The sequence below is a fragment of the Pedobacter sp. Leaf176 genome, from assembly GCF_001424305.1.
In the GTDB taxonomy this organism is placed as follows: domain Bacteria; phylum Bacteroidota; class Bacteroidia; order Sphingobacteriales; family Sphingobacteriaceae; genus Pedobacter.
This window is the reverse complement of the sequence record NZ_LMPD01000002.1, coordinates 574,245-598,441: the sequence shown is the minus strand read 5'-3', so window position 1 is coordinate 598,441 and position 24,197 is coordinate 574,245. Positions and strand designations below refer to the sequence as shown.

Here is a 24,197-nt window from a genome sequence, read left to right as displayed (position 1 = left end):
CACAAAAATCAGCCAAAAGTAAGAAAATATGAGGGTTTATTTTTGTTTAATTTTTTATCAACATAGAAGTGTATTACAGATTAAAAATGAGAAATTTGCGCCTGTTTATTTTAACGTTGTGATATTAAATCCGGTCGAAATCTGTCTGATTTCTTTTTTTACTTTTTGCCTGCTTGTACAATTGTATTATGTACTGTTTGTACACTTGAAACTAGCCAATATCAGCGTAGAGCATGTTCCTGATAATGCAAAGTCCGGAGTTAGTGTGGTTGTCTGTGCAAGAAATGAAATTAAAAATCTAGAAAAATATTTACCATCAATACTTGAGCAGAATTATCCGGAATTCGAGGTCGTTGTTGTGAACGACAGATCCTGGGATGGAACCGAAGAATTTTTAGAGGCGCTCGAAAAAAAGTACGCTAATCTGAAAATAGTAAAAATACTGGATAACGAGAAGTTTATTGCCGGAAAGAAATTTGCCGTTACGATGGGAATTAAGGCGTCCAAATACGATTGGCTTGTTTTCACAGATGCAGATTGCGAACCTGAAAGTGCTAACTGGCTGATGTGTATGCAAAAGCCTGTTGACGAGCGTACCGAAATCGTTTTAGGCTATTCACCATATTTAAAAAAGAAGGGCTTGCTGAATGCGCTGATCCGATTTGAAACGTTTTTTACAGCCGTTAACTACCTTTCCTTCGCATTAAAAGGCATGCCATACATGGGGGTAGGGCGAAACATGGCCTACAAGAAGTCTCTTTTCTTCAAAAATAAAGGCTTTGCAGCGCACATGCACATACCATCAGGAGATGATGATTTATTTGTAAATGCCCATGCAACTTCTTCAAATACCGAAATCAGGATAAATAAAGACAGCCATGTTTGGAGCGAACCGAATCGAACCTGGGCGGGGTATTTACGCCAGAAAAAACGTCATTTTGGAGCTGGAAAGCTTTATAAGTCTAAACATAAGTTCATTTTAAGTTTACAAATCATATTTCAATTCTTGTTTTACGTTGGATTTGGTGTCTGTATGTTTTTCAGTCGGGAAAGTAAATATATTGCTGGTAGCCTATTTTTGTTTAGCATCATCATCAGATGTCTGGTCTATCCGAAGTTGCTAAGCCGGTTAAATTATCGCGATTTACGTTGGTGGTTCCCAATTTTAGATATACTTTTGTTCTTCTTTTTGATGTTGAATGGCTTTTTATCAATGTTCGGAAAGAAAAAAGTAAACTGGAAATAAACGCAATTGAAAACACACTATGTCTGAAGTTAAACCTGATATCATTCTAAAATACTTCCCCGATTTATCAGCAATACAAATTGCCCAGTTTGCACAATTGTTCGATTTATATAGTTTCTGGAATGCGCAGATTAATGTAATCTCCAGGAAAGATATAGAAGAACTATATGAACGTCATGTATTGCATTCTCTGGGTATTGCGAAGGTTTGTGCATTTAAACCTGGAGAAACTGTTTTAGACGTAGGCACAGGAGGTGGATTTCCGGGGATTCCTTTAGCTATTTTATTTCCTGAAACTGATTTTTACCTGGTGGATTCAATCGGCAAAAAAATCAAAGTGGTAAAAGAAGTATCTTCGGCACTTGGTTTGGAAAACTTAAAAGCCGACCATTTAAGGGCGGAACAAATTAAAGAGAAATTTAATTTCGTGGTTTCCCGGGCAGTTACTCGTTTAGGAGAATTTTATCCCTGGATTCAAGGAAAGTTTAAAAAAGAATCCCTAAATGCAATTCCAAATGGAATTCTTTATTTAAAAGGAGGCGAGTTGGCAGAAGAGATTAAAGAATCGAAACTGAAAGCAGAATTATACCCGCTTTCAGCTTATTTTGATGAAGATTTTTTTGAAACGAAATATGTGGTTTACGTTCCTCAATAGTTAAATGATGGTAAGGTACCCTCGTTTTGAATCGTTCGGTTGGTTATCTTTTTTAGTAATCAGCACAACATAAACATATTTTCCGGCTGGTATCGTTTTGTCTTTTAACATTTGAATGTTTGATAGTTTACCATCCCAGTCATTCACATAATTAAATGTTGTGTATATCCGCTTGCCAGATGAACTCAATATCTGAAGTGATTTTCGTCCGGAACTCATTTCCGGAAGGATAAACTTTTCATTTTTGCGCCTGTCCAAAACGACATTTCTTGCTGCTGTTGGACTTGGATATTTTTCAGTTTTAACCTTTGGTTCACCCGGTGGCGGAGGTGGTAGTGGGCTTAAGTTTGGTCTATTAGGTTTTCCTGTGGGTGGCGGAGAAGGGACATCTAAAATTTTAATATTTTTTCCAACCGCTTCGATTGCGCCAAATTCAGCCTTTTTACCGTATTTTTTCATTCCATTATCTGAATCTAATGCGATAAAATAATCTGCATTTTCGACACCACCAAAGCTTCCGGATTCAATCAATTTGCCATTTACAACAAAGAGTTTTTTCGATACTGGCATTCCCTTTTTTAGTAAGTCATTATATCTAAAAGATAAAGTAATTTTAGTACCCTCTTCTTGAATCGTTAATCCTTCTATTATGCTATTAGTTTTGACGGTGTCTTGTTTTATTATTGCGTTTGCATATAAATCCATTACACCATAAGTTTTAGTAAAAGCCATAGTTGATAGTCCTAGCATGCCACAGATTATAGGTAATACGAATAACATTTTGAGTCTTACCCATCCTGCTGTTTTATTTTGATTTAACATGGATATTCTTTTTTTTAAGAGTGATGAATTAAATATTTGATTTGTAAGCGTTAAGTTTTGAAGACTAATAGATTGTTTAATGAGGAACATGGCATAATCGTACTTCTTCATGTCTGAATCGGTTACCTCCAGGTCGGCCAAATATTCATGAATAAGCTTTATATCCTTTTTTAACAGATAAACGACTGGATTAAACCAATTTATTGCACCAATAAGCTCGCAAAATAGGATGTCGAAGCTATGACCTTGTTTTATATGTGCCATTTCATGTTTTCTGATGGTACTTTGGTTTTCTAATTCGGGATCGATAAATAGCAGGTTGAAAAAGGAAAATGCAGCATTTGATTTTTCAAGATATATGATTCTGATGCCGTTTCTAATTCCATATTCATTCAAGCTTTTAATTTTCAAAATATAAATAAAACCTCTTATTAACCTGAATACTAAAAATAACGTAACAACCAGATAGACAGTAAAAATGAAGGAATTTAAAGTAAAAGCAGATTCGACAATTTGCGGATGTTGAATCATATTGGCATTTGGAGTGATCGCTTGCTCGGTAAAAACAGCTTCCTCAACAACATTTATTACTTCGTTGTTCCAAATTCCCACTTTAAAAAATGGTATTAAAAAGGAAATAAGTGTCGAAAAAATCAAATAGTATCTATTGAGACTATAGAATGTGTCTTTGTTTAAGAAAATTTTGAAGAAGCCATAAAATATAAATAAATATAAGTTTGCTTCGAGTAGATAAAATAACCAGCTCATAATTCTTGATCAAAATATTAATTACTATTAGGTTTTTTCTGCTAGACATCTATCAGTTAGTTCTGACTTTTTAATTAGTCGCAACTTTTGATCGAGCATCCTTAATTTCCTTTAGAATGACGTCCTTGATCTGAACAGCGGCTTTTGTCGAAGCTGATTTTGCGATGGAGATAGTAACATCTTTATCATCATTCTTTTGTACTGGCTCTGGCTTCACGGTGGTTTTACCCTGTGTTTTATGCCCCTTTACCTTTATTGGGGCAAGTTCTGATTGAGATTTAGGCGTTTGAGCTTTTATCTGTACGTTTTTGAGTGGGTAACCTTTTACGACACGTTCTGTTAAATCTTTTTTTGCAGGAGGTTCAACAGGTGGAGGTGGCGGGCTTAATTTTATTTCCAGTACTTCAACTTTAGTCGATTTAGGTTCCGCCGGTGGAGGTGGAGCGAGTTTCACGCTTTTTACTTTTTTATTTACCGGCGGTTCAACAGGCGGTGGTGGCGGTGGGGCTAATTTCACTCTTTTTACTTTCTTAATTACCGGCGGTTCAATTGGCGAAGGCGGAGGTGTATCAAGTTTTACTTTTTTAACCGTTTGTAAAGGCTCAGCAATAACAATTTCTTTAGCCTTGGGTCGTTTAACGGTATCCTGGACTTGAATATTTTTTTTAGGGAATAAATCGACCGCTCCGTAATCTTTTGTGAAGGCCAAGGTTGATGTACAAAGCATTCCACCAACAATGGGGAGTATTAATAACAATCTGAGCCTGGCCCATTTTGCTGATTTCTTTTGATTTAACATGCTTATTCTTCTTTTTAAAATGGATGAATTAAATATTTGGTTCGTTAATTGCAAATGTTTTTCGCCGTAAGAATTCTGAATAAGAAACAGGGCATATTCATACTTTTCCATTCCTTTATTAGTTGTTTCTTCATCGGCGAGAAATTCGTGTATAAGTTTTATATCGCGTTTAAGGAAATGTGCTATCGGATTGAACCAGCTTAAGCTTCTTATCAGTTCAAAAAACAAGATATCAAAGCTATGCTTCTGATGAATATGAGCCATCTCATGCATCAAAATAGTGTTTTTGTTAGGTAGTTCAGGGTCAATAAAAAGCATATTGAAGAAAGAGAAAGCAGTTTTGGTATCCGCTAATTCAATTACCGTGATGCCATCTTCAGTGGTTTTATTTGGTTTTCTAAGTAATTTGAAAATATGCCTGAATCCAAAGGCTATTTTTGAAAAGAATATTAAGACAACCAAAGCATAAAGAGACAGCAGTATATTTTCAGTGTTTAATAAAGTTGCTTCTATATGAATTTGTTGATAAACCGGCTCCTCAATTACAACAATTTCCCTTGTTAAAAACCCCAATTGAAGTGACGGGATCAGAAAAGCGAACAGTGAACTTAAGACTAAGTAATATCTGTTGAGCGCGTAGAATGTTTCCTTATGTAAAAATAGCCTGTAAAACCCGTAAAATATAGTCATGTACAGGTTTGCCTCGAGTAGATAATATAGCCAGTTCATCACTAATCTTTTTTAAGTTTTTCAGCGAGTTGAATTAACTCATTAAGTTTTTCATTGCTCATACTCTTTTCTTTTACCAGAAAAGAAACCAAACTTTCGTAAGAGTTCTCAAAATAATTGTTCATTACTTTGTCTAACGCAAATCGTTTATAATCAGCTTCTTTTACGATGGGGAAGTAGATGTAAGTATTGCCGACAGCCTTGTGGTCTACAAAACCTTTGCTTTCTAAAACCCTTATCACCGTTGAAACGGTATTATAGGCAGGTTTAGGCTCGTTCATCTTTTCGATAACATCCTTTACCAATCCTTCCTTCATTTCCCAAAGGATAAGCATTATCTGTTCTTCCGCTTTTGTAAGTTCTTTTATCATTTCAACTATTTTTATAGTTTCGTTATATGAAGTTACTACTATAAAAATAGTTTGCAAACTATTTTTATAGTTTATTTTATAAATAATTGATAATCAGTTAAATAAAATTTATATAAAATAATTTAGCACATAAAAAAACCTGCCCGAAGCGGGCAGGTAAATTTGAGAAGGTTTAGGTGGCCGAGAATATTAAAATTTCTCAGACTTTCTTGGATTATCCATCATTAACATCTTGTCTTTTAAGGACTGTTGTAAGCCCGATTGTTTGTCTATGCTTTTAACAACCTCTAAAACTGCATTTGCTGCATCACTGAAGAATTGTTTTGTAATGGTAGAATATTCATCGGTAGCTTTATGGTAGTCTTCATGATCTTCTACACCAAAATATAAAAATGGGATGTTTTTTGCATTAAAAGCACCCTGGTCACTTTGGTTTGTCCAGTCATCATGACCAAGTTTAGGGTCATCATGGCCTAAAATAACTTTAATATCCTTTCTAGTCGTATCAATATATTTCTTCAAATTCGGATATTTGAATGTACCAGCCACGTAGAGCTCACCTTTATCACTATGACTTATCATGTCCATATTCAGGTCTATTGCGATGGTATTTATTGGAACAGGTGGATTAGCTACGAATGCTTTAGCGCCCTGTAAACCCATCTCTTCTGCATCAAAGGCGGCAAAAATAATGGTATTGTTAGGCTTATTTTTAGCAAAGTATTCCGCGATTTTCATCAAACCCGCAGTTCCTGATGCATTATCATCAGCTCCATTAAAAACTTCATCTTTTACAACCCCCAGGTGGTCGTAATGTGCTGAAACCACAATTACGTTTGTTCCTTTTCCCTGGATATAGCCTATAATATTTGTTCCATTCACTTTTGCACCGCCCCTGGAGTTGAAAGTAAATTCCTGGGCGTAATTTACATTTTGCGGATAAGATTTTAAGCCTAGTTTTTGAAAACGATCCACAATGTAAGCCCGTGCCATTTCAGTACCTTTTGTCCCGGTTTTTCTGCCCTGATAAGCATCCGAAGACAATACTTCAACATCTTTTAAAAGTTGATTATCCAATTTACCTGAACCTGTAGTAGATTGATTTTTAACGGATGAACAGCAGCTTAACATTAGCGCTAGTGGAAGTATATATAGGATTTTCATTTTTTTTGAATATTAAAGCTTAAAGATATTAATTATTGGGATACTGAAAGGAAAACGATGTTTCTTTTGCTGTATTGCGTTAATAAACCTGATTGGAACGAACACAGAGTGCAACGAAGTAAAGTGTAAAGCAGGACTGAAGAGCACCAAATAGGATGAATTCATTTTCCAAAACCAGTTTTAGAATAAGATTGCTTCGTCGGCTGAAAAAAAAGCTTCCTCGCAAAGACGGCAATATAAATGTTCGCTTTTAAGCTGCCACTTCCCGTAAATCTACTGCAACAACCCTCGAAACGCCCTGTTCTACCATAGTAACGCCGTAAATAATATCGGTACTTGCGATAGTACGCTTGTTGTGCGACACGATAATGAATTGCGATTGGTCAGAGAATTTGCGAATAATATTATTGAATTTATCAATGTTGGTATCATCCAAAGGTGCATCAACCTCATCGAAAATACAGAATGGAGCCGGTTTTAGCAGGTAAAGTGAAAAGAGCAGGGCAGTAGCCGTTAGTGTTTTCTCCCCGCCGGATAACTGATTGATGGAAAGTGGTCTTTTTCCCTTAGGCCGTGCAACGATATCAATATCCGCCTCTAAAGGATTATTTACATCGGATAGGATTAAATCGCAGCTGTCTTCTTCGTTAAACAGGGACCTGAAAACAACAATGAAATGTTCCCTTGCTTGTGTAAATGCCTGCATAAATTTATCTTTTGCGGTATCATCGATCTCTTTAATCGTTTGCAAGAGGTCGGTTTTTGCTGCATTGAGATCTTTTTTCTGATTCTGTATAAAAGTATAACGTTCTTCCATTTCCTTGAAAGCTTCCATTGCCATAGAATTGATTGCGCCAAATTCATCGAGTTTACGTTTCATTTTTTCCACTTTTTGGCGGACTTCAAACTCGCTTTCAATAGCGTTCTGTTCTATTTCGGTTTCTAAAAGATCGTTAATGTCGATGTTAAATTCAACTGCCAAACGTTCTTTCAGTGAGTTTAAATCTATCTTCAAAGTGTTCTTTTTATCCTTGATTTCAGTTAAAAGGAAGTCGGTTTCTTCACGGTTTTTACGAATGCTTGTTAGGTTGTTTTCAAGCTCATTGATATTACCCTTACTTTCAAAATAGTCTTTTTCAACTTCTGCAAGACCCTTCTCCATTTCTTCACGTTGCCTATACATCTCTAAAAGAGTATCGTCACTTACATCTGTATGTTGTAGCGTTTCTGTAATTTGTAAAAGTGCTTCCTGAAGTTCTTTTTCGTTTTGTATAATTCGCTTATTTAATGCTTCTTCCTGTACAAAACGGTAATCTAAATCTTTCTCCAGCCCCGATAATTTGTTCTGTTGTTGATGGAAACGGATGTTATCCTGATTGTATTTCCCTGCAGATTCATTTACCTGCTCGGCAAGTTCCTGGTAATTCAGTTGCTGTTCCTGCAGATTAACATGGTCTTGCTGTTGTTTTTTCTGCAATTCGATTAGTGCAGGCAACTTTTCGCTGAGTGATTTTTCAATCGAAACAATCTTTTGCGCAATGTCAGTTTTTCGGTTTTTGCTGGTTGTAATAAACTCCTGATATTGGTCGCGACGTGTCTGAACCGAAATTTGTTCATTAATAAAACGGTTCAACTCCTGCTGCAGATTATTAATCTGGTTAATTTGCGAAGCTTCTTTTAGATTGAAAATATTATCTGTTTCTACAGAAATGGCTGTATTGTATTGATTAATAAGCGACTCTGAAATTTTAATTTCTTTCGCTAAATTTTCTAAATTCTTTGCCCGGCCTATTCTTTTTCCTTCAAACAATCCAACAGATCCGCCTGCCAAAGTAAATTTAGTTTGGGCATATTTACCGTTTTTCGCCAGAATGGTTATACTTTCTGTTGGTGTAGTTTTGAAAAGATGCTCTTGCTCTGCGATGGCGATGTATACATTTTGTAAAAGTAAATTGCAAAGCTGATTGTACTTTTTATCGACCTCAATAACCGATAAAGCCGGAATCAGTCCTTCATGATTGACAAGCGTTGGATTTTTATCGGGTATATTTTCCAAGATAAAAAAATTCGCCCGCCCGCGGCTTGCATCCGTTAACAAATTAATCGCCTGAACTGCGTCTGCATATTTATCAACTACATAATGATTCATTACTGGTTCCAAATAATTTTCGATGGCGATCCGGTAGTCCTCATCGCAGAACAAAATATCGGATAGCAGTAAGGCACTTTTCGCAAATGCACTATTCTTTTTAAGAAAACGAATTGATTCAGGAAAGCCTTCCAGGCTATCTACAAGCGACTTTGTCAGGTTGTACTCGTTTTGTTTTGCATCTTTTTTTCGGTTTTCGGCAGTCAGCTTTTCTTTATTGGCACTTAAATTGGATTCCGATTTGGCTAATTTCTCTTTCAAGACTTCTTCGGCCTCTTTGAGTTGTTTAATCTGGCTTTGCTTTTCTGATACCTGGATATCAAGTTCGCCCAAAGCATGATCGAATGCCTTTAATTCTGATGTTTTGGATTCCGTATCATCCACGTTTCTGTTCGATTCCTGAACCAAAGCATCCTTCTGGATATTTAAAATGTCGATTTCCTTTTGCGACTGATAAACCTGAGCCTGCAAATCATTAACCGATTTTACCAGCTTATCAATTCGATTTTTTTCTATTTGCTGTTGTTCGCGAAGCGTATCGAGTGAAGACTTAAGTAGTTTCAAATCGGATTCTACTTTATGAAAAACTTCGGTTTCGGTTAAAATTTCTTCATTTAGACGTTTTATATTGTATTTGATGTGGTTAAGCTGATTTTTGTCTTTTTCCAGTTCTCCGGATAAGCGTGTTTCTTTTTCCTGTAAAAAACGCATCTGCTCATTCTTGACTTTTTTCTCACTTTCATAGGCGCGGATTTTCGAGACCAATTCATTGGTTGCTTTTTGTTGGATAGAAAGATTTTTCTCATGATTAATACTTCCAAGCTTAAGTTTTTGAAGTTCAGCTTCCTGATTATCAATTTTAGCACTTAATTCCATTCTCGAAATCTGCTGATTTTGTTCCTGGCTTTCTAAAGCATTTAAATCTGTACGGAAAAAGGCGATTCGATGGGTCGCCAGCTGTACACTTAATTCGCGATATTGCTCCTTTAGTTTGTAGTAACGCTCGGCTTTTCGTGCTTGATTTTCGAGTGTTTTCAGGTTCTTTTCTATTTCGAAGAGTAAATCCTCTACACGTTCTAAGTCTGTCTCAGTATCTTTTAATTTATTGAAAGTTTGTTTCTTGCGAAGTTTGTATTTAGAAATTCCGGATGCCTCTTCAAACAAGGAACGGCGGCTATGTTCTTTATTGGTGATAATTTCATCAACCATTTTGAGTTCGATAATCGAATAGCTGTCCGAACCGATTCCGGTATCTAAAAATAAATCGGTAATGTCTTTCAGACGACACTGAACATCATTTAAACGATATTCGCTATCACCGTTCCGATACAGTTTTCTGGTCACTGTAACCTGAGAATAGGCCGTTGGAAGAATGTTTTTAGTGTTATCGAAACTCAAAGAAACTTCTGCCAGTTGTGCTTGTTTACGATTCTTGGTGCCATTAAAAATAATGTTTTCCATCTTTTCAGAGCGTAGTGCTTTTGTACTCTGCTCGCCCAATACCCAGCGCATCGCATCGATTACGTTTGATTTTCCGCAACCATTCGGGCCAACAATAGCTGTAACGCCCTCATTAAAATTGATGGTCACTTTGTCTCCAAAGCTTTTAAATCCTTTAATTTCTAATCGGGTAAGTTGCATGGTTTGTGGCCGGAGAACCGAATCCAATAATAAGGATAATTTAGGGTTTTTTCAAACCAGATTTTCTGGGATTTAACCGCAAAGAGCGCAAAGTTTTTCGAAAAGAACACAAAAGGGTTTTACCACAGAGTACACGGAGATTTCACAGAGGTATGAAGAAAAATCAGAGAAAATTTTTAGAAGTATTGCCACAGAAGCACTGAGTACGGGAAATTTTCTAATTTAATTCTGTGTTAATCCGTGTTTCCGTAGCAAATAAAATCTTTGGCTAAAGTTTAGCCAATTTGTATGCAGATACTTCATCTAATATTGCCAAGGAAACACTGAAATCATGGAAAATTTTCTAATGTAATTCTGTGTTTCTGTGGTAAATAATAAAAATAATCTGAGGATCTGCGGCTAAAGTTAGCGAACTACTTCACAATCATTAATTTCGCAAACTTCAATAACAATTGTTTATTACCAAGTCCCTGAAAAAATACGGTTGCCTTAACGTCTGGTAAATTTCCTTCTAAACTAATGACTTTTCCGAAACCGAATTTTTCGTGTTCCACTTCCATGCCGCCTTGAAACTCATGTGGTTGTGAGGGTGCAAAGCCAGGGCTTGGAACATGTGCTTTTGCAAGCAATGAAGTGGTTTTCGGACGGGCAGGCGGCGCAGATGTAGTATTTGCGGGTTTTGGCTTGCTAAAGAAATCCCGGGGTTGCGAGGTCCAGGTTTTACGTTCATCATCAAAATTGCCTTCAAAAACATTGCTTTTGGCAGGTTTAACATCCAGTTCTAAAAACCGCGGATTAATTTCATTGATAAAACGGCTTGGTTCACAATTTGTTAAAGTTCCCCAACGGTAACGGGACGTAGCATAAGTGATCGTTAATTTCACTTCAGCCCGTGTAATGGCAACATAAAATAAACGTCGCTCTTCTTCCAGGTCAGAACGCGAATTAACCGACATTTGCGAAGGGAATAAGTTCTCTTCCAAACCGACAATAAATACGTTTTTGAACTCCAAGCCTTTAGCCGAGTGTATGGTCATTAAAGAAACGGTATCTTTGTTCTTATCACCATCTTTATCATCATTGGTTAAAAGCGCCACATCCTGCATAAAAATATCAAGACCTTTTTCTTCAATATCTTCACGCTCTGCAAACTCTTTTATACCATTTAATAATTCCTGAATATTTTCATATCTCGAACGGCCTTCAACGCTGTCATCGGTATATAATTCTTTTAAAATGCCTGCATGTTGAGCGATAAACAAAGCCGATTCATAGGCGTCAAGCTTTTTAGCTTCTGCCTGAAAACTTTTAATCATCATTGCAAAATCATTCAACTGGTTTGCCAAACGGCCGTCAACATATTGATGCGCATTGGAAATCACATCCCACATCGTGACGTTATTCTGGTCGGCAGCTACTATGATTTTATCGATCGAAGTATCTCCGATTCCGCGTTTCGGATAATTAATTACCCTTTTAATTGCTTCTTCATCTTTTGGATTGAAAGTCAAACGGAAATAGGCTATTAAATCCTTAATCTCTTTGCGCTGGTAGAAAGATGTTCCACCATAAATTCTATAAGGTACATTTAATTTGCGCAGGCCTTCCTCCATAGCCCTGCTTTGTGCATTCGTACGGTATAATATAGCAAAATCGTGGTATTGGTAACCCTTTAAACCACGTTCCTGGATAATGGATTCGGCGACCAATTTACCTTCTTCGTTATCGGTAAAAGCACGGGAAACCTTTATTCTGTCGCCTTCAACATTTTCAGAAAACACATTCTTTTCCAGCTGATTTTTGTTGTTGGCTATGATGCTGCTTGCTGCATCAACAATATTTTGGGTAGAGCGGTAATTTTGCTCCAGTTTATATACTTTTAAATCAGGATAATCGCGTTCGAAGTTTAAGATATTCTGAATGTTAGCTCCACGGAAAGCATAAATACTTTGCGCATCATCGCCCACCACACAAATGTTCTGGTAAGCAGCAGCCAGTTTTTTTACAATGGTATATTGTGAAAAGTTTGTATCCTGGTACTCATCCACCATCAAATACCTGAATTTTTGCTGGTATTTGTTTAATACGTCGGGATGTTCCTTTAATAAGACGTTTGTTTTAAATAAAAGGTCGTCAAAATCCATGGCGCCCGCTCTGAAACAGCGTTTAGCATATTGCTCATAAATCTGACCTAATAACGGACGCTTATTCTGTATGTCTTCAGCCTGAATCTGATCATTCGCCTGGTATTCTCCCCAGGAAATTAAATTATTTTTTGCAGAAGATATGCGACCGTAAACAAAGTTTGGCGCGTATAATTTATCGTCCAGTTGCATTTCTTTCAAAATGGCGCGGATAACACTTTTGCTATCGTCGGTATCGTAGATGGTAAAGTTATTCGGATAGCCAATTTTTTCGGCTTCAACACGTAAGATTTTTGCAAAGACAGAGTGGAAGGTACCCATCCAAATATTTTTCGCCTCCGCGCCAACCACTTTCGAAATACGCTCACGCATATCCTTGCTTGCCTTATTAGTAAAGGTTAAAACCAGGATATTAAATGGATCAGTGCCGGTTTGAATCAGGTGCGCTACGCGATAGGTAATTACACGTGTTTTGCCCGAACCTGCACCCGCAACAATCATTACCGGCCCTTTCGTGTTCTCTACTGCTGCTCTTTGTTGTGGATTTAATCCTTCTAAATAGTCCAAATCGGCTCCTGTTTTTTTGAGGTTCAAAAATAACAATTCAAAAGTTTTTTATTGAATTTGTGGAGAAATAGAGTAGCGATTTTTTTGAAAAGCAAATCCTGATTATTATCCGCTAATCAAAGGTTTAGGGAAATAGTTTTGTGATTCTATTTAGGTTTACAAATCAAATTGGCTAATTCTCACCATTAAGGAGTTAAGAAAATGTAAGTTTATAGTCATGGAGGATTGATTTATATGCATTAGGCCTTTTATCATAGGATGAACATCTGAACCTCATGCACTGCCAAAATTACACCTTTATCAATTGGGAATAGAATTTGATATGTCGCTAATATGGAAGAAAAGAAAATCAATAAAGACATCGAATTTACGGATATACCAGAAGGTACAAGTAACGATATTTATGCTAATCTAAAAGAGAAATTGGAAAGTGTAGAGAAATTTCCCGGTGTGTACCATTTTAAATTTATTATTACAGGGGGACTTGATAAAATAAAAGATTTGCGAGGCGTTTTGCCCGATGATGAATTTATTGAGCAACCATCTAAAACCGGAAAATATGTTTCCATCACAGTAAAAAAGCAAATGCAAAACGCTGATGATATTATTGCAGTGTACAAACAAGTAGGAACAATAAAGGGCATTATGATACTTTAAAATACTTAGCTGTTAGAAATTCCACTTAAACATTTTGAACAGCTAATTGTTTTCGCTTTAGCTTTAGTTATTCAGCTTTTTGCTTCCTTCAAACTACATCCAATTTTCATTTTTGCTTTCTAATTGATATAACCAGTAATTTACAAGTTGCTTAATTTCGCTATAGTTTCCATATTTAAATTGTATCTGCCCGGCAGCGGTATGCAATGTTAAATGACCAACGTCAATGTTTTTGTGCCAGGGATATTGAAAGGTTGTAATCGCCTGTATTTTACCAGGCAAAATTATTTCTTTCGAAATATCCCAAATACCACTTGTTTTAATGATAAAATCCCGATTTACTGAAATCCGATGTCTGCGGTAACTCAGATAAATCATGAAAATACCGATAACGAAATAAGTGATTGAAACACCAATATATGGATTCAACTCAGGGATATTATAGGCTGCAATCAGGAAAATAAATAGGGGTAATACTATTTTGAAGAACACAGGCAAATTCAAAAAGCGCCAATCAGGCTTAAAGGTTTTCCCTTGCGCAAGTGGGCGACCAAATATTATTTTTAACAATTCATCACGCTCTAAAGGGCTACAGCCTACAATTTCTAAAATATTCCCCTGCATTTCATCTTCTTTTTTACTTTGACCAAACTGTGCTTGCCTTAAACTCATGTTTAGTATATTCAGTTTTTTCTGAAAGTAATTCTGACTATATTTTGTAATCTGCACTTTTCCCTGACTTATTAAAGTGCTTTTTTTAGCAATTAAACCGGAAGATAATAGTAAGGAGTGTTTATGCTGACTGATTTCCAATTCAAAATATTTGTAGAATGTTCTAACCAGATTAATAATCAATAAGGCAACCAATAATATTACAACGATGATTGCTAAAGAAAATAAGGTAGCCAGGCCCATCACTGTACTTTCGACATAGCCTTTGTCAATGTCGAAAACATCCATAATATGTCTTGCTTCTTGAATGGTGTATAAGAAAAATGCAATCATCAGTGCTAAACTTTGTCCATAATTTGAAGTTAAGCCAACCTTAAATAACGTCCAGGAACTAATTCTTAACAAAGGTGTTTCATTAGTAGGTATAAGTTTTTCATCAATTTCCGATACCCGCTCAACAGAAGTTTCTTTTTTACTCAACAAGTGTTCTTTTAGATTATAGGCTGAAATCTCGTCTATGGCCTTAATACTTACTTCTTCCCCTTTTGCACCGGCAGTATCAATTTTTAAACCATAAACACCGATAATTTTTTGCAAAATATTTTGATTGATGTTGACCTGCTGTATTTTGTCCAACTGAATAATTACCTGGTCGCGATTGAAAATACCCTTATTCACTACAAATTCTTGTTTTTCCTTATTCAAAAAGAAAGTAAATTTTAAATACCAGAAATATCCATAAATGAGGCAAAGCAAAATTAAGATTGCAAGTGCCAATAAGATATAGCTTAAATAGACTCCATCTATCTTAACAAAGGCGTAAATGATAAAGAAAAACAATGCCTTAACAACTTTTAAGATGGTATGAACAGCCATGACGACAATACCGACGGCCGATTCCCGTTGAGGTTTACTAAAATCTCTTTCCATTATAATTCCTGTTTGACAATTGTATCCTGAATTGATTCCAGTTTGTTCAAAAGCAAATCCCGAATGCTTTTTGCCTCTTCAATTGGTATTCCAGCAATATGTAAATGGCCGGTTTGACCGCCAGCAGTAAATATTTGCAGCGTTCCTAATTTGAACATCCTGGAGAAAATGCCCTCATTCAATTCGATATGCTGAATTCTGTTTAGTGGTACTATGGTCGTAGATTCGGCAATAATGCCACTCTTATAAATAACATCCCTGGTTCTAATGGCGTAACCACGTTTTTTAAAGCTTATCCAAAAAATCACGAAAAGAAAAAATATAACCAACAAATACATAAAACAGATTACGATGGCATACGGTTTAACCCATGTGAAAAAAGTCAGGGCCAAACCGATTGCAATTCCTCCAATAACCAAGCAAATAAAAAGGTTAATGCAAATAATTTTCCAATAATCTGAATGAGGCTTGTTTAAAGATATTTCTTCGTATTTGGGAAGGGAATCGAGGTCGATTTCTTCATTGGTAAAAGTATTTATTGGCATGGTTAAAGATAAAACAAAATTAATCTACCTCAGGCTAATTTGAAGATCTCCGTTATCTGGCCACAATAAACTTTTTAACCGAATTGTATTGCCCCGAATCTGAAGATATTTTGAAGAAATAAATGCCGGAAGCGAAAGTTGTTGTATTAATTTCAAGTGTATGCTTACCAGTGTTTAAATATTCATTGAGGACCGTTTTAATTAACCTGCCCATCAGGTCATAGATCTGGACATTAATTTTATCGGCTTCCGGCAAAACAATATCGATAGAAGTTTGGCTTGACGCAGGATTTGGATAATTCTGAGTTACGACAAACTGCAAAAATTTATCAAAAATCGCTTTGTTGATCGCATCAAAAATTACGTAGCTTATAAGTCTATATCCCCGTGCATTTGGATGAAAAACATCCTGGTAAAGTGAAAAATCACGGCGCATGGCACCATTAACATCAGCCAGATACAATTTATATTCTGTAACCAGTTTCCGGTATATTGTATTTAACTGGCGAATTGTCGCATTCACTGCAATTAAATTTCTATCCGTACGATCGTCAACATTTTGTAAAGTACACAAAATAGGTGTTAATTTTTGATTCAGGCTGGTTGTAATAAGTAGCCTCATGTTCGCTTCCGTTTGCGAAATGCTACCTCTTCCCGCGTTAATAGCCAGCGCATCATTTATGCCCATAGAAATTACTATAAAACCTGTCCGGTTGAGAATTGCTTTATCAATCCGTAACAGTCCTTGCAAAGTGGTTTGTCCACCGATACCCTGGTTTGTTATGTTTATAACTTTGCCAGGATAACAATTGAAAAAATTACTTTCCAGCATGCTTTGAAAGCCAAGTCCTTTTACACCTTCAACTGTACTGGCTCCGAAAGTAACTATGTTGATGCTGTCTTTGGCGTAATATTGAGCAGCCTCTGGACAACTAATTTTTACGTTAGTTTGAGAAAAAACCATCCCTGGGGTTAAAAATGAAAACAGCAGCAGAATATGCGATACAATTGCGCTTAATTTCATTGATAACTTTCTTACTTTGAGGTTTCTATGTAGTGTTTAAAAGGCGCAATTTAGTAAAAAATCGAAATAAATAATGTTGAAGTAATATTTATTTCGAATATTCAACACTTATATTACATATACTAAAATTAAGGATTATGTAGTTTTACTTATACTGTTTAAATCAGCGTAAACATTTCTTCGTTTCGCTCTATTGGATTCGATTATGTAAAAGCCTTTTATATGAAAAACCTATATTTGCCGAAATTCATTTTGTTATGCAAGAAATTAAAAATTATGTAGAAACACACAAACAACGATTTTTAGATGAATTGTTTGAATTATTGCGGTTTCCATCGGTAAGCGCCGACCCAAAATACAAAGGTGATGTGTTAAAAACTGCAGATTTTGTGGCTCAAAAACTTAAAGATGCAGGTGCCGACAATGTAGAAATTTGCAATACCGCCGGTTATCCTATTGTTTATGGTGAAAAAATTATAGATGCTTCCTTACCAACGGTTTTAATTTACGGACACTATGACGTTCAGCCTGCCGATCCATTGGAGTTATGGCATACACCACCTTTTGAGCCAACTGTACGCGATGGTAAAATTTATGCCCGTGGTGCTTGCGACGACAAAGGCCAGTTTTACATGCACGTAAAGGCGTTTGAGCTGATGATGCAAACAAATACCTTGGCTTGCAACGTTAAATTTATGATTGAAGGTGAGGAGGAAGTTGGTTCTGCTAATCTTGGCATTTTCGTTAAAAATAATGCAGCTCGTTTGAAAGCCGATGTCGTATTAATTTCTGATACCTCGATGATTAGCATGGAAAACCCTTCGATAGAAACAGGTTTACGCGGACTAGCCTATATGGAAGTAGAAGTTGTTGGTCCAAACCGCGATTTACACTCCGGTGTTTACGGTGGGGCAGTAGCCAATCCGGCAACCATTATTTGTAAAATGATTGCTTCATTACATGATGAGAATAACCACATTACGATTCCTGCTTTTTATGATAAAGTAGTTGAATTAACAGATGAAGAGAAAACAGCCTTAAATTCGGCACCTTACGATGAGAATGAATATAAAAAAGATTTAGATATAGAAGAAGTTTGGGGAGAAAAAGGCTACTCTACTTTGGAGCGTACCGGAACCCGTCCTACTTTAGAGGTTAACGGAATCTGGAGCGGTTACATAGGTGAGGGTGCAAAAACCGTTTTGCCAAGTAAGGCAAACGCGAAAATTTCAATGCGTTTAGTTCCGAATCAAAGTTCTGAGGAAATCGCGGAAATATTTACCAGGCATTTCGAAAGTATTGCACCTGCAAATGTTAAGGTTAAAGTTACACCACACCATGGCGGCGAACCTGTGGTGACGCCAACAGACAGTTTAGCCTATCGTGCCGCTGAAAAAGCAATTGAAGACAGTTTCGGGAAAAAAGCAATTCCAACCCGTGGTGGTGGTAGTATCCCTATTGTAGCTTTATTTGAAGATGTTTTGGGCATCAAATCTGTACTTTTCGGTTTCGGTTTGGATAGCGATGCTTTACACTCGCCCAACGAAAAATACGACATTTATAATTACTATAAAGGTATTGAAACGTTGCCCTTATTTCATAAATATTATGCAGAATTAAGTAAATAAGCTCTTGCTAATTTTTATTATCCCTGTTTGGAACATTTCAAACAGGGATTTTTTTTACTAAGAATCTTCGTTTTCTATATCGGTTGTTTCTGGCTTTGCTTATTTTCTAATTTCGATGTGCTGGATTGTCAGAAACGAAATGCATCTATAATTGTATTCAATAAAAGACGATTCAGACCCCTATCAATTTTTTTAGCACAGATTTTTTCCTAAATTGTACCCATGAAATACATATTCTCATCTCTTTTACTTTTAGCAGGAATTGCCTCTTTTGCTCAAAGTAGTAAAACGATTAATCAGTCGGGAAACCCTATTTTTCCGGGTTGGTACGCCGACCCTGAGGCAGCAATTTTCAATAACAAATATTGGGTATATCCAACCTACTCTGCTAAATACAAAGAGCAGGTATTTTTAGATGCTTTTTCTTCTGATAACCTGGTGAAATGGAGAAAGCACCCACATGTACTGGATACTGCTGCGATAAAATGGGCAAACAAAGCAATGTGGGCACCGGCCATTGTACAAAAAGATAAAAAATATTACCTGTTCTTTGGTGCGAACGATATTCAAAGCGATAACGAAGTGGGTGGAATTGGCGTTGCAGTGGCAGACAAACCCGAAGGGCCGTTTAAGGACCATTTAGGTAAGCCTTTAGTCGATAAATTTCATAATGGTGCGCAACCCATTGATCAGTTTGTCTTTAAAGATAAGGACGGACAATATTATTTAATTTACGGTGGTTGGAAACATTGCAACATTGCGAAATTAAATAACAATTTCACTGGTTTTGTGCCCTTTGAGGACGGAACAATTTTTAAAGAAATTACGCCTGACAAATATGTAGAAGGACCATATATGTTTATAAAAAATGGTAAATATTATTTTATGTGGAGCGAAGGTGGCTGGACCGGACCTGATTATTCTGTAGCTTATGCAGTAAGTGATTCGCCATTCGGCCCGTTCAAAAGAGTAGGTAAGATATTGGAACAAGATGCGGCTATTGCAAGGGGGGCAGGCCATCACTCTGTAATCATAAATGAGAAAAAGAATAAATACTATATTGTTTACCACCGTCGCCCTTTAACCGAAACTAACGGAAATCACCGCGAAACTTGCATTGATGAAATGAATTTCGATAAAGACGGAAACATCCTCCCCGTAAAAATTACCACGCAGGGTGTTAAAGCTCAAAAAGTAAAATAAAAAAAATGCTCAGCCGGAATGATTATTTCGGCTGCGTTAACTTGCCTCTAATATTGGCTTTGCTTTCTTGTTGTTCATCAAGCTGAAGGTATATGCGCATAGTAATAACATACACCCCAGACCAAACCAGAGCCAGTTGTAGCCGAAATGCCTGGCGATAAAAAAACCAGCGAAGGGCCCGATAACCTGTGCGAAAGACCAGCTTAACGTGTAACCAGCGGCATACAGGCCCCGGTTATGTTCATTGCTTCTGCTGATAACGATTGTATTGATGAAAGGCAAGGCGAACATTTCGCCGCCTGTAAAAATTATTATAGTAAGTATCGCCGCGGCTAAATGCAAACTCACCGGTGCACTTAAAATTAGATAAGAAGCCGCAAACAGCACGGAGCCAATAACGATAAAGTACATTGGCGAACGCTTTTTCTCAATTTTGTTAATCATTATCATTTCGAAAAGGGCGATTATTGCACCGTTTAAGCCTATAATAATTCCAATTGCAAACTCATCAATATGCCATTGTTCCTTAAAAAATACCGGGACGACTCTGAACATCAGGAATGCACAGGTAATAAAAACCGTAGTTAAAAGAATAAATTTTACGTAAAAAGGATCTTGCCATGGTTTGGTAATCACCATACTATTCGCCATAGCTTTTGCCTGTTTCATAAAATCTTTAACCTTCGGTAAAAAAGATAAGATTAATACGCCAACAACAATACTTACCCCGCCTTCAACGATAAACAACAGTTTATAATTTATTGAGGCAATAATCCCTGCCAGACTTATACCCACAGACCAGCCGATATTTACTGCAAGCCTGTTTAGAGAATAAGAACGGGTTATCGTTTCAGGAGCAGCATAATGTGCAACCGCTGTAAAGTTAGCAGGTCTGAAAGCTTCAGAAAAAAAGCTGATGACTACTGCCAGAATGCACAACGTAGAAAAATGGCTTACCGTAGAAAATAAAATAAATAGCAAACCTCCAATAATAGAAGAAAAGATTTGAACAGGCCTGAAGCCAATAATATCAGTTAGTTTACCTCCAACTGCAGACCCCAAAATAGATCCTACACCAAATAGCGTAATGATTAGGCCGGCATCCATTTCAGAACGGTGTAGGCTTTGCGTAACGTACAAACCCATGAAAGGAACGGCCATGCTCCCGCAACGATTAAACATCATTACAATACTTAAAAGCCAGGTTTCCCGGGTTAATCCACTGAAAGATGTTTTGTATGTGTCGTAAATGAGTTTAAACATTGTATTATCTGGTTTGCGAAATTACCAAAAACAATTAATCTTAATCTCACAGATAAAAACTATTTTTTGAGAACGTTAAACATTCAATTTTTTTATCAAATTTGTAGCCGAAACCACGCAAATGCCACCAATAAAGAAGAAAACTGCCAATAGGAAAACCCCGGATCGAAAGAAAAAGGCCAAACCTTTTTCAACCCAGTGGAAAGTTGCAATTGCAGGATTGCTGTTGGTTTTACTTTCGCCTTTTTACTATGGTTACATTGTTAAAGGATTCGTAGCAACCTGGCGTTGGATTACCGACTGGGGGCAAGACCCGAATTACCGGACCTACGAAAGCTTCGATATCAAAATCCCTAAAAATTATTCAATTCACGGCATCGATGTTTCATATTATCAAGGTAAGATAAACTGGCATAAAGTGAAATCGATGAAAGATGATGATGTACGTATTCATTTTGCATTTATCAAGGCAACAGAAGGCGTTTTATTAGTCGACCCATACTTTCAGCGTAACTGGCGGGAGGCACCAAAGGCAGGAATAATTTGCGGTGCTTACCATTTCTTCAGACCGAAACGAAATGGAAAAACCCAGGCGAAATTTTTTCTCCAGGTTGTAAATGTCGAAAAGGGAGATTTACCACCTGTTGTCGATATTGAAACTTTAGACGGTGTTTCTCCCTTAAAAATGAGGGCTGAGCTTTCAGATTTTCTAAATTATGTAGAAGTTAAAACTAAAGTCAGGCCTATTATTTACACAGGTTTAAAGTTTTACGAAGATTATCTTGAAGATAATTTTGATGAATATCCACTATGGGTTGCCCATTATTACCAGCCAAAACTACGATTGAATAAAAGCAAATGGAAATTCTGGCAACATTCTGATAAAGCCAAAATTAATGGTATCGGACATATCGTAGATTTTAATGCATTTAATGGAGACAGTACCGCATTAGCGGATATGTTGGTTCGTTAAAAGTTCATTTGTTCAATTGTCATTAGTTCATTGGATTTTATATTGAGGACAAATATTCCGACTAATTTTCTATTGAACTAATTACCAATGAACTAAACTATCCAGCCTTCACATTTCTCCAGGAAAAACTCATCGGCTTCGGCACCAATTCCAGGCGTATCCGGAACATCTAAAAAGTAGCCGTTATAGGTTAATCCACCAACAGCCGGGTCGGCTAAATGACCAAGTAAGGCGGTATCTAAATCGAAAAATACAACGTTCGGACTTGCCAAAGCAAAATGTAAATTGGCGCTTAGCGCAATTCTGCTTTCAAGCATACTTCCAATCATACATTTAACGCCGGTTTGCAAAGCCTCTTCATGAATTTTTTGTGCTTCCAGAATCCCACCTGATTTCGAGAATTTGATATTTAAATATGTTGTAGATTGGCTGTTAATCAACTTTCGGGCATCGTGGTGGTTGTAGCAGCTTTCATCAGCCATCAGTTTAATCGGGGAGTTCACATTGAGTTCAGGGAGTTTATCATCATACCAGGTTCTCATGGGTTGTTCACAAAATTCGATGTTGTATTTCTCCAGTTCGCCTAAAGCAAATAAAGCATCGTCAAAACTCCAGCCCTGGTTGGCATCTAAACGTATAATCAGTTCTTCGCCAACAGCCTCCCGGATATGCTTCACCCGTTCAATATCAGCATGAACTTGTTTGCCAAGCTTAATTTTTAAAATTTTACAACCGTTACTTTTATATTTAAGAGCTGTGCTAGCCATGCCTTCAGGCGAGTCAATTCCAATGGTCATATCCGTTTCGATTGTTCGCTTTGTTCCGCCTAAAAATTTATAAAGCGGTAAGTTTGCGTCTTTAGCTGCGATGTCAAACAAAGCCATATCAAATGCACTTTTTATCGTATTGTTGTGGTCAGCATAACCCAACAAATCGTTCATCCTTTCGGGAATGTCCAACGGATTTTTTCCTTTTAAAATCGCAGCAAAATCTTTGGCCATTGCAATGCAAGTCTCCTGCGTTTCGCCGACAATCATCGGGAAAGCTGAACATTCTCCAATACCATGAATACCAGAGTCAGTGTAAATTCTTATCAATACATTCTGTGCGAAATGCATGGTTCCGGTGGCGATAACGAATGGTTCCATCGGGATACTAAAGCGAAATATTTCGGTATGTGTGATTTTCATGGTTTATGTTATTGGATGTCTAGTTCAAAACGCTGTCTATCTTGTTCAATTAATTCTTTTAATTCTTCTTCCTTTGGTAAGTAGAGTAGGTATTTGCTTGCGAAAAGTTGGTTTTTATCACTAAGAACAGAATATTTTACAATAGTTTCATCTTTCTCGGTACATAGCAGTAAACCTATAGTCGGGTTATCGCCATCGTTTCTTTTTAAATCATCGTACATTCTTACGTACATGTCCATTTGGCCAATATCCTGATGGCTTAAACTTGCTGTTTTCAAGTCAATAATTACGAAACATTTTAAAATATAATTGTAGAAAACGAGATCGATGAAAAATCTGAAGTATCTGTTACGATATATTGTTGGCGAGCTACAAAAGCAAAACCTTTTCCAAATTCAAGTAAAAATTTTTGGATATGGGTTATAATAGCTGACTCTAAATTTCTTTCTGTATTCTTCTCTACCCCATTTAATCCTAAAAATTCAAAAATGTATGGGTCTTTGATATAGTTCTGTATGCTGGTTTTTGAATCTTTTTTTTGGGGTTCGGCTATTGTTCGTTCAAAAGATAAAGAATTGATTTGTCTTTCTAACGCTCTACTGTTCCAATTAGATGCTATGACTTCGTTAATGTAAAATTTTCTTTTCTCTTCTGATTCTAATCTGGAAAGCAAACGATAATGTGTCCAGCTCAATTCGTGACGCAATGCGTCACGAATTGGAAATACTTTATAAAACGCTCTTATATTACGAAGGTTACTCTCATCAAACCCTTTTCCAAACTCTACAGTAAGGTGCTTAGATAAGACTTTTAAAGTTCCCTTGCCATAATCTGCTCTTGATTTTCCTTGCAATTCATCTTCTACAATCAGTTTTCCAATTTGCCAGTAAGATTCCAGTAGGGCCGAATTTGCCGCACGGAAAACCCTTAAACGAGATTGGATAATAACCTCTTTTATTGCTGAAAATAAATTATTTTGAGTCAATTCCATATCAATTTGAGCCTTTAGATTTAAGAACTAAAGTATAAAAACAAAACTAAAACCAATTAGCATTGT

General features: G+C 36.6%; 17 protein-coding genes and 1 pseudogene. 6 read left to right on the top strand and 12 right to left on the bottom strand.

Annotated features, from left to right (window positions below):
* Window positions 1-28: 28 nt before the first annotated feature.
* Window positions 29-1,246, top strand: a complete 1,218-nt coding sequence (locus ASF92_RS08095; RefSeq protein ID WP_197413247.1) for a glycosyltransferase — start codon at window positions 29-31, stop codon at window positions 1,244-1,246.
* 19 nt (window positions 1,247-1,265) lie between these two features.
* On the top strand, window positions 1,266-1,901 hold the full coding sequence (rsmG, locus tag ASF92_RS08090) for a 16S rRNA (guanine(527)-N(7))-methyltransferase RsmG (protein WP_056090573.1): 636 nt from the start codon (window positions 1,266-1,268) through the stop codon (window positions 1,899-1,901).
* On the opposite strand, the gene ASF92_RS08085 is transcribed toward rsmG, so the two are convergent.
* The 6 genes from ASF92_RS08085 to ASF92_RS08060 all read right to left on the bottom strand — a co-directional run bounded on the left by ASF92_RS08085 (window position 1,902) and on the right by ASF92_RS08060 (window position 13,055).
* A complete protein-coding gene (locus tag ASF92_RS08085) occupies window positions 1,902-3,335 on the bottom strand; it encodes a M56 family metallopeptidase (RefSeq protein WP_197413246.1) in 1,434 nt (477 codons plus the stop codon).
* 226 nt (window positions 3,336-3,561) lie between these two features.
* Window positions 3,562-5,019: a M56 family metallopeptidase gene (locus ASF92_RS08080; RefSeq protein WP_082489493.1), complete on the bottom strand. Its 1,458-nt coding sequence runs from the start codon at window positions 5,017-5,019 to the stop codon at window positions 3,562-3,564.
* Between the two features lie 2 nt (window positions 5,020-5,021).
* Window positions 5,022-5,390 carry a BlaI/MecI/CopY family transcriptional regulator gene (locus ASF92_RS08075; RefSeq protein WP_056091101.1) on the bottom strand — a complete coding sequence of 123 codons (369 nt, stop codon included), beginning with the start codon at window positions 5,388-5,390 and terminating at the stop codon, window positions 5,022-5,024.
* 189 nt (window positions 5,391-5,579) lie between these two features.
* Window positions 5,580-6,554 (bottom strand): M28 family peptidase, encoded by a 975-nt coding sequence (locus tag ASF92_RS08070; protein ID WP_056090564.1) that lies wholly within the window; start codon window positions 6,552-6,554, stop codon window positions 5,580-5,582.
* Window positions 6,555-6,804: 250 nt separating this feature from the next.
* Complete coding sequence (smc, locus tag ASF92_RS08065; RefSeq protein ID WP_056091098.1) at window positions 6,805-10,344, bottom strand: chromosome segregation protein SMC; 3,540 nt, start codon at window positions 10,342-10,344, stop codon at window positions 6,805-6,807.
* A 413-nt stretch (window positions 10,345-10,757) separates the two neighbouring features.
* The gene (locus ASF92_RS08060) at window positions 10,758-13,055 is read right to left on the bottom strand and encodes an ATP-dependent helicase (RefSeq protein WP_056091095.1); all 2,298 of its coding nucleotides are present in this window, start codon (window positions 13,053-13,055) and stop codon (window positions 10,758-10,760) included.
* 333 nt (window positions 13,056-13,388) lie between these two features.
* Between ASF92_RS08060 and ASF92_RS08055 the strand changes: the two genes are divergently transcribed.
* Window positions 13,389-13,712 carry a DUF493 family protein gene (locus ASF92_RS08055; RefSeq protein ID WP_056090561.1) on the top strand — a complete coding sequence of 108 codons (324 nt, stop codon included), beginning with the start codon at window positions 13,389-13,391 and terminating at the stop codon, window positions 13,710-13,712.
* Between the two features lie 93 nt (window positions 13,713-13,805).
* Here the strand turns inward: ASF92_RS08055 and ASF92_RS08050 are convergent, their stop codons facing one another.
* The 3 genes from ASF92_RS08050 to ASF92_RS08040 are packed head-to-tail and all read right to left on the bottom strand — an operon-like array spanning window position 13,806 to window position 16,883.
* On the bottom strand, window positions 13,806-15,314 hold the full coding sequence (locus ASF92_RS08050) for a PH domain-containing protein (protein ID WP_056090558.1): 1,509 nt from the start codon (window positions 15,312-15,314) through the stop codon (window positions 13,806-13,808).
* Complete coding sequence (locus ASF92_RS08045; protein WP_056090555.1) at window positions 15,314-15,859, bottom strand: PH domain-containing protein; 546 nt, start codon at window positions 15,857-15,859, stop codon at window positions 15,314-15,316. Before ASF92_RS08045 ends, ASF92_RS08050 begins: the two co-directional genes overlap by 1 nt.
* 52 nt (window positions 15,860-15,911) lie before the next feature.
* A complete protein-coding gene (locus tag ASF92_RS08040; RefSeq protein ID WP_056090552.1) occupies window positions 15,912-16,883 on the bottom strand; it encodes an SGNH/GDSL hydrolase family protein in 972 nt (323 codons plus the stop codon).
* Between the two features lie 257 nt (window positions 16,884-17,140).
* On the opposite strand from ASF92_RS08040, the gene ASF92_RS08035 reads away from it, so the two are divergent.
* Window positions 17,141-18,511, top strand: a complete 1,371-nt coding sequence (locus ASF92_RS08035) for a dipeptidase (protein ID WP_056090549.1) — start codon at window positions 17,141-17,143, stop codon at window positions 18,509-18,511.
* Between the two features lie 222 nt (window positions 18,512-18,733).
* Window positions 18,734-19,714, top strand: coding sequence for a glycoside hydrolase family 43 protein (locus ASF92_RS08030; protein WP_056090545.1), 981 nt, complete (start codon window positions 18,734-18,736; stop codon window positions 19,712-19,714).
* Between the two features lie 36 nt (window positions 19,715-19,750).
* Here the strand turns inward: ASF92_RS08030 and ASF92_RS08025 are convergent, their stop codons facing one another.
* Window positions 19,751-20,977 carry an MFS transporter gene (locus ASF92_RS08025; protein WP_056090542.1) on the bottom strand — a complete coding sequence of 409 codons (1,227 nt, stop codon included), beginning with the start codon at window positions 20,975-20,977 and terminating at the stop codon, window positions 19,751-19,753.
* 121 nt (window positions 20,978-21,098) lie between these two features.
* On the opposite strand from ASF92_RS08025, the gene ASF92_RS08020 reads away from it, so the two are divergent.
* Window positions 21,099-21,950: a glycoside hydrolase family 25 protein gene (locus ASF92_RS08020; RefSeq protein WP_056090540.1), complete on the top strand. Its 852-nt coding sequence runs from the start codon at window positions 21,099-21,101 to the stop codon at window positions 21,948-21,950.
* A gap of 92 nt (window positions 21,951-22,042) precedes the next feature.
* Here the strand turns inward: ASF92_RS08020 and ASF92_RS08015 are convergent, their stop codons facing one another.
* Window positions 22,043-23,140, bottom strand: a complete 1,098-nt coding sequence (locus ASF92_RS08015) for a mandelate racemase/muconate lactonizing enzyme family protein (RefSeq protein ID WP_056090538.1) — start codon at window positions 23,138-23,140, stop codon at window positions 22,043-22,045.
* Window positions 23,141-23,148: 8 nt separating this feature from the next.
* Window positions 23,149-24,131, bottom strand: a pseudogene (locus tag ASF92_RS08010) (YhcG family protein).
* Window positions 24,132-24,197 lie beyond the last annotated feature (66 nt).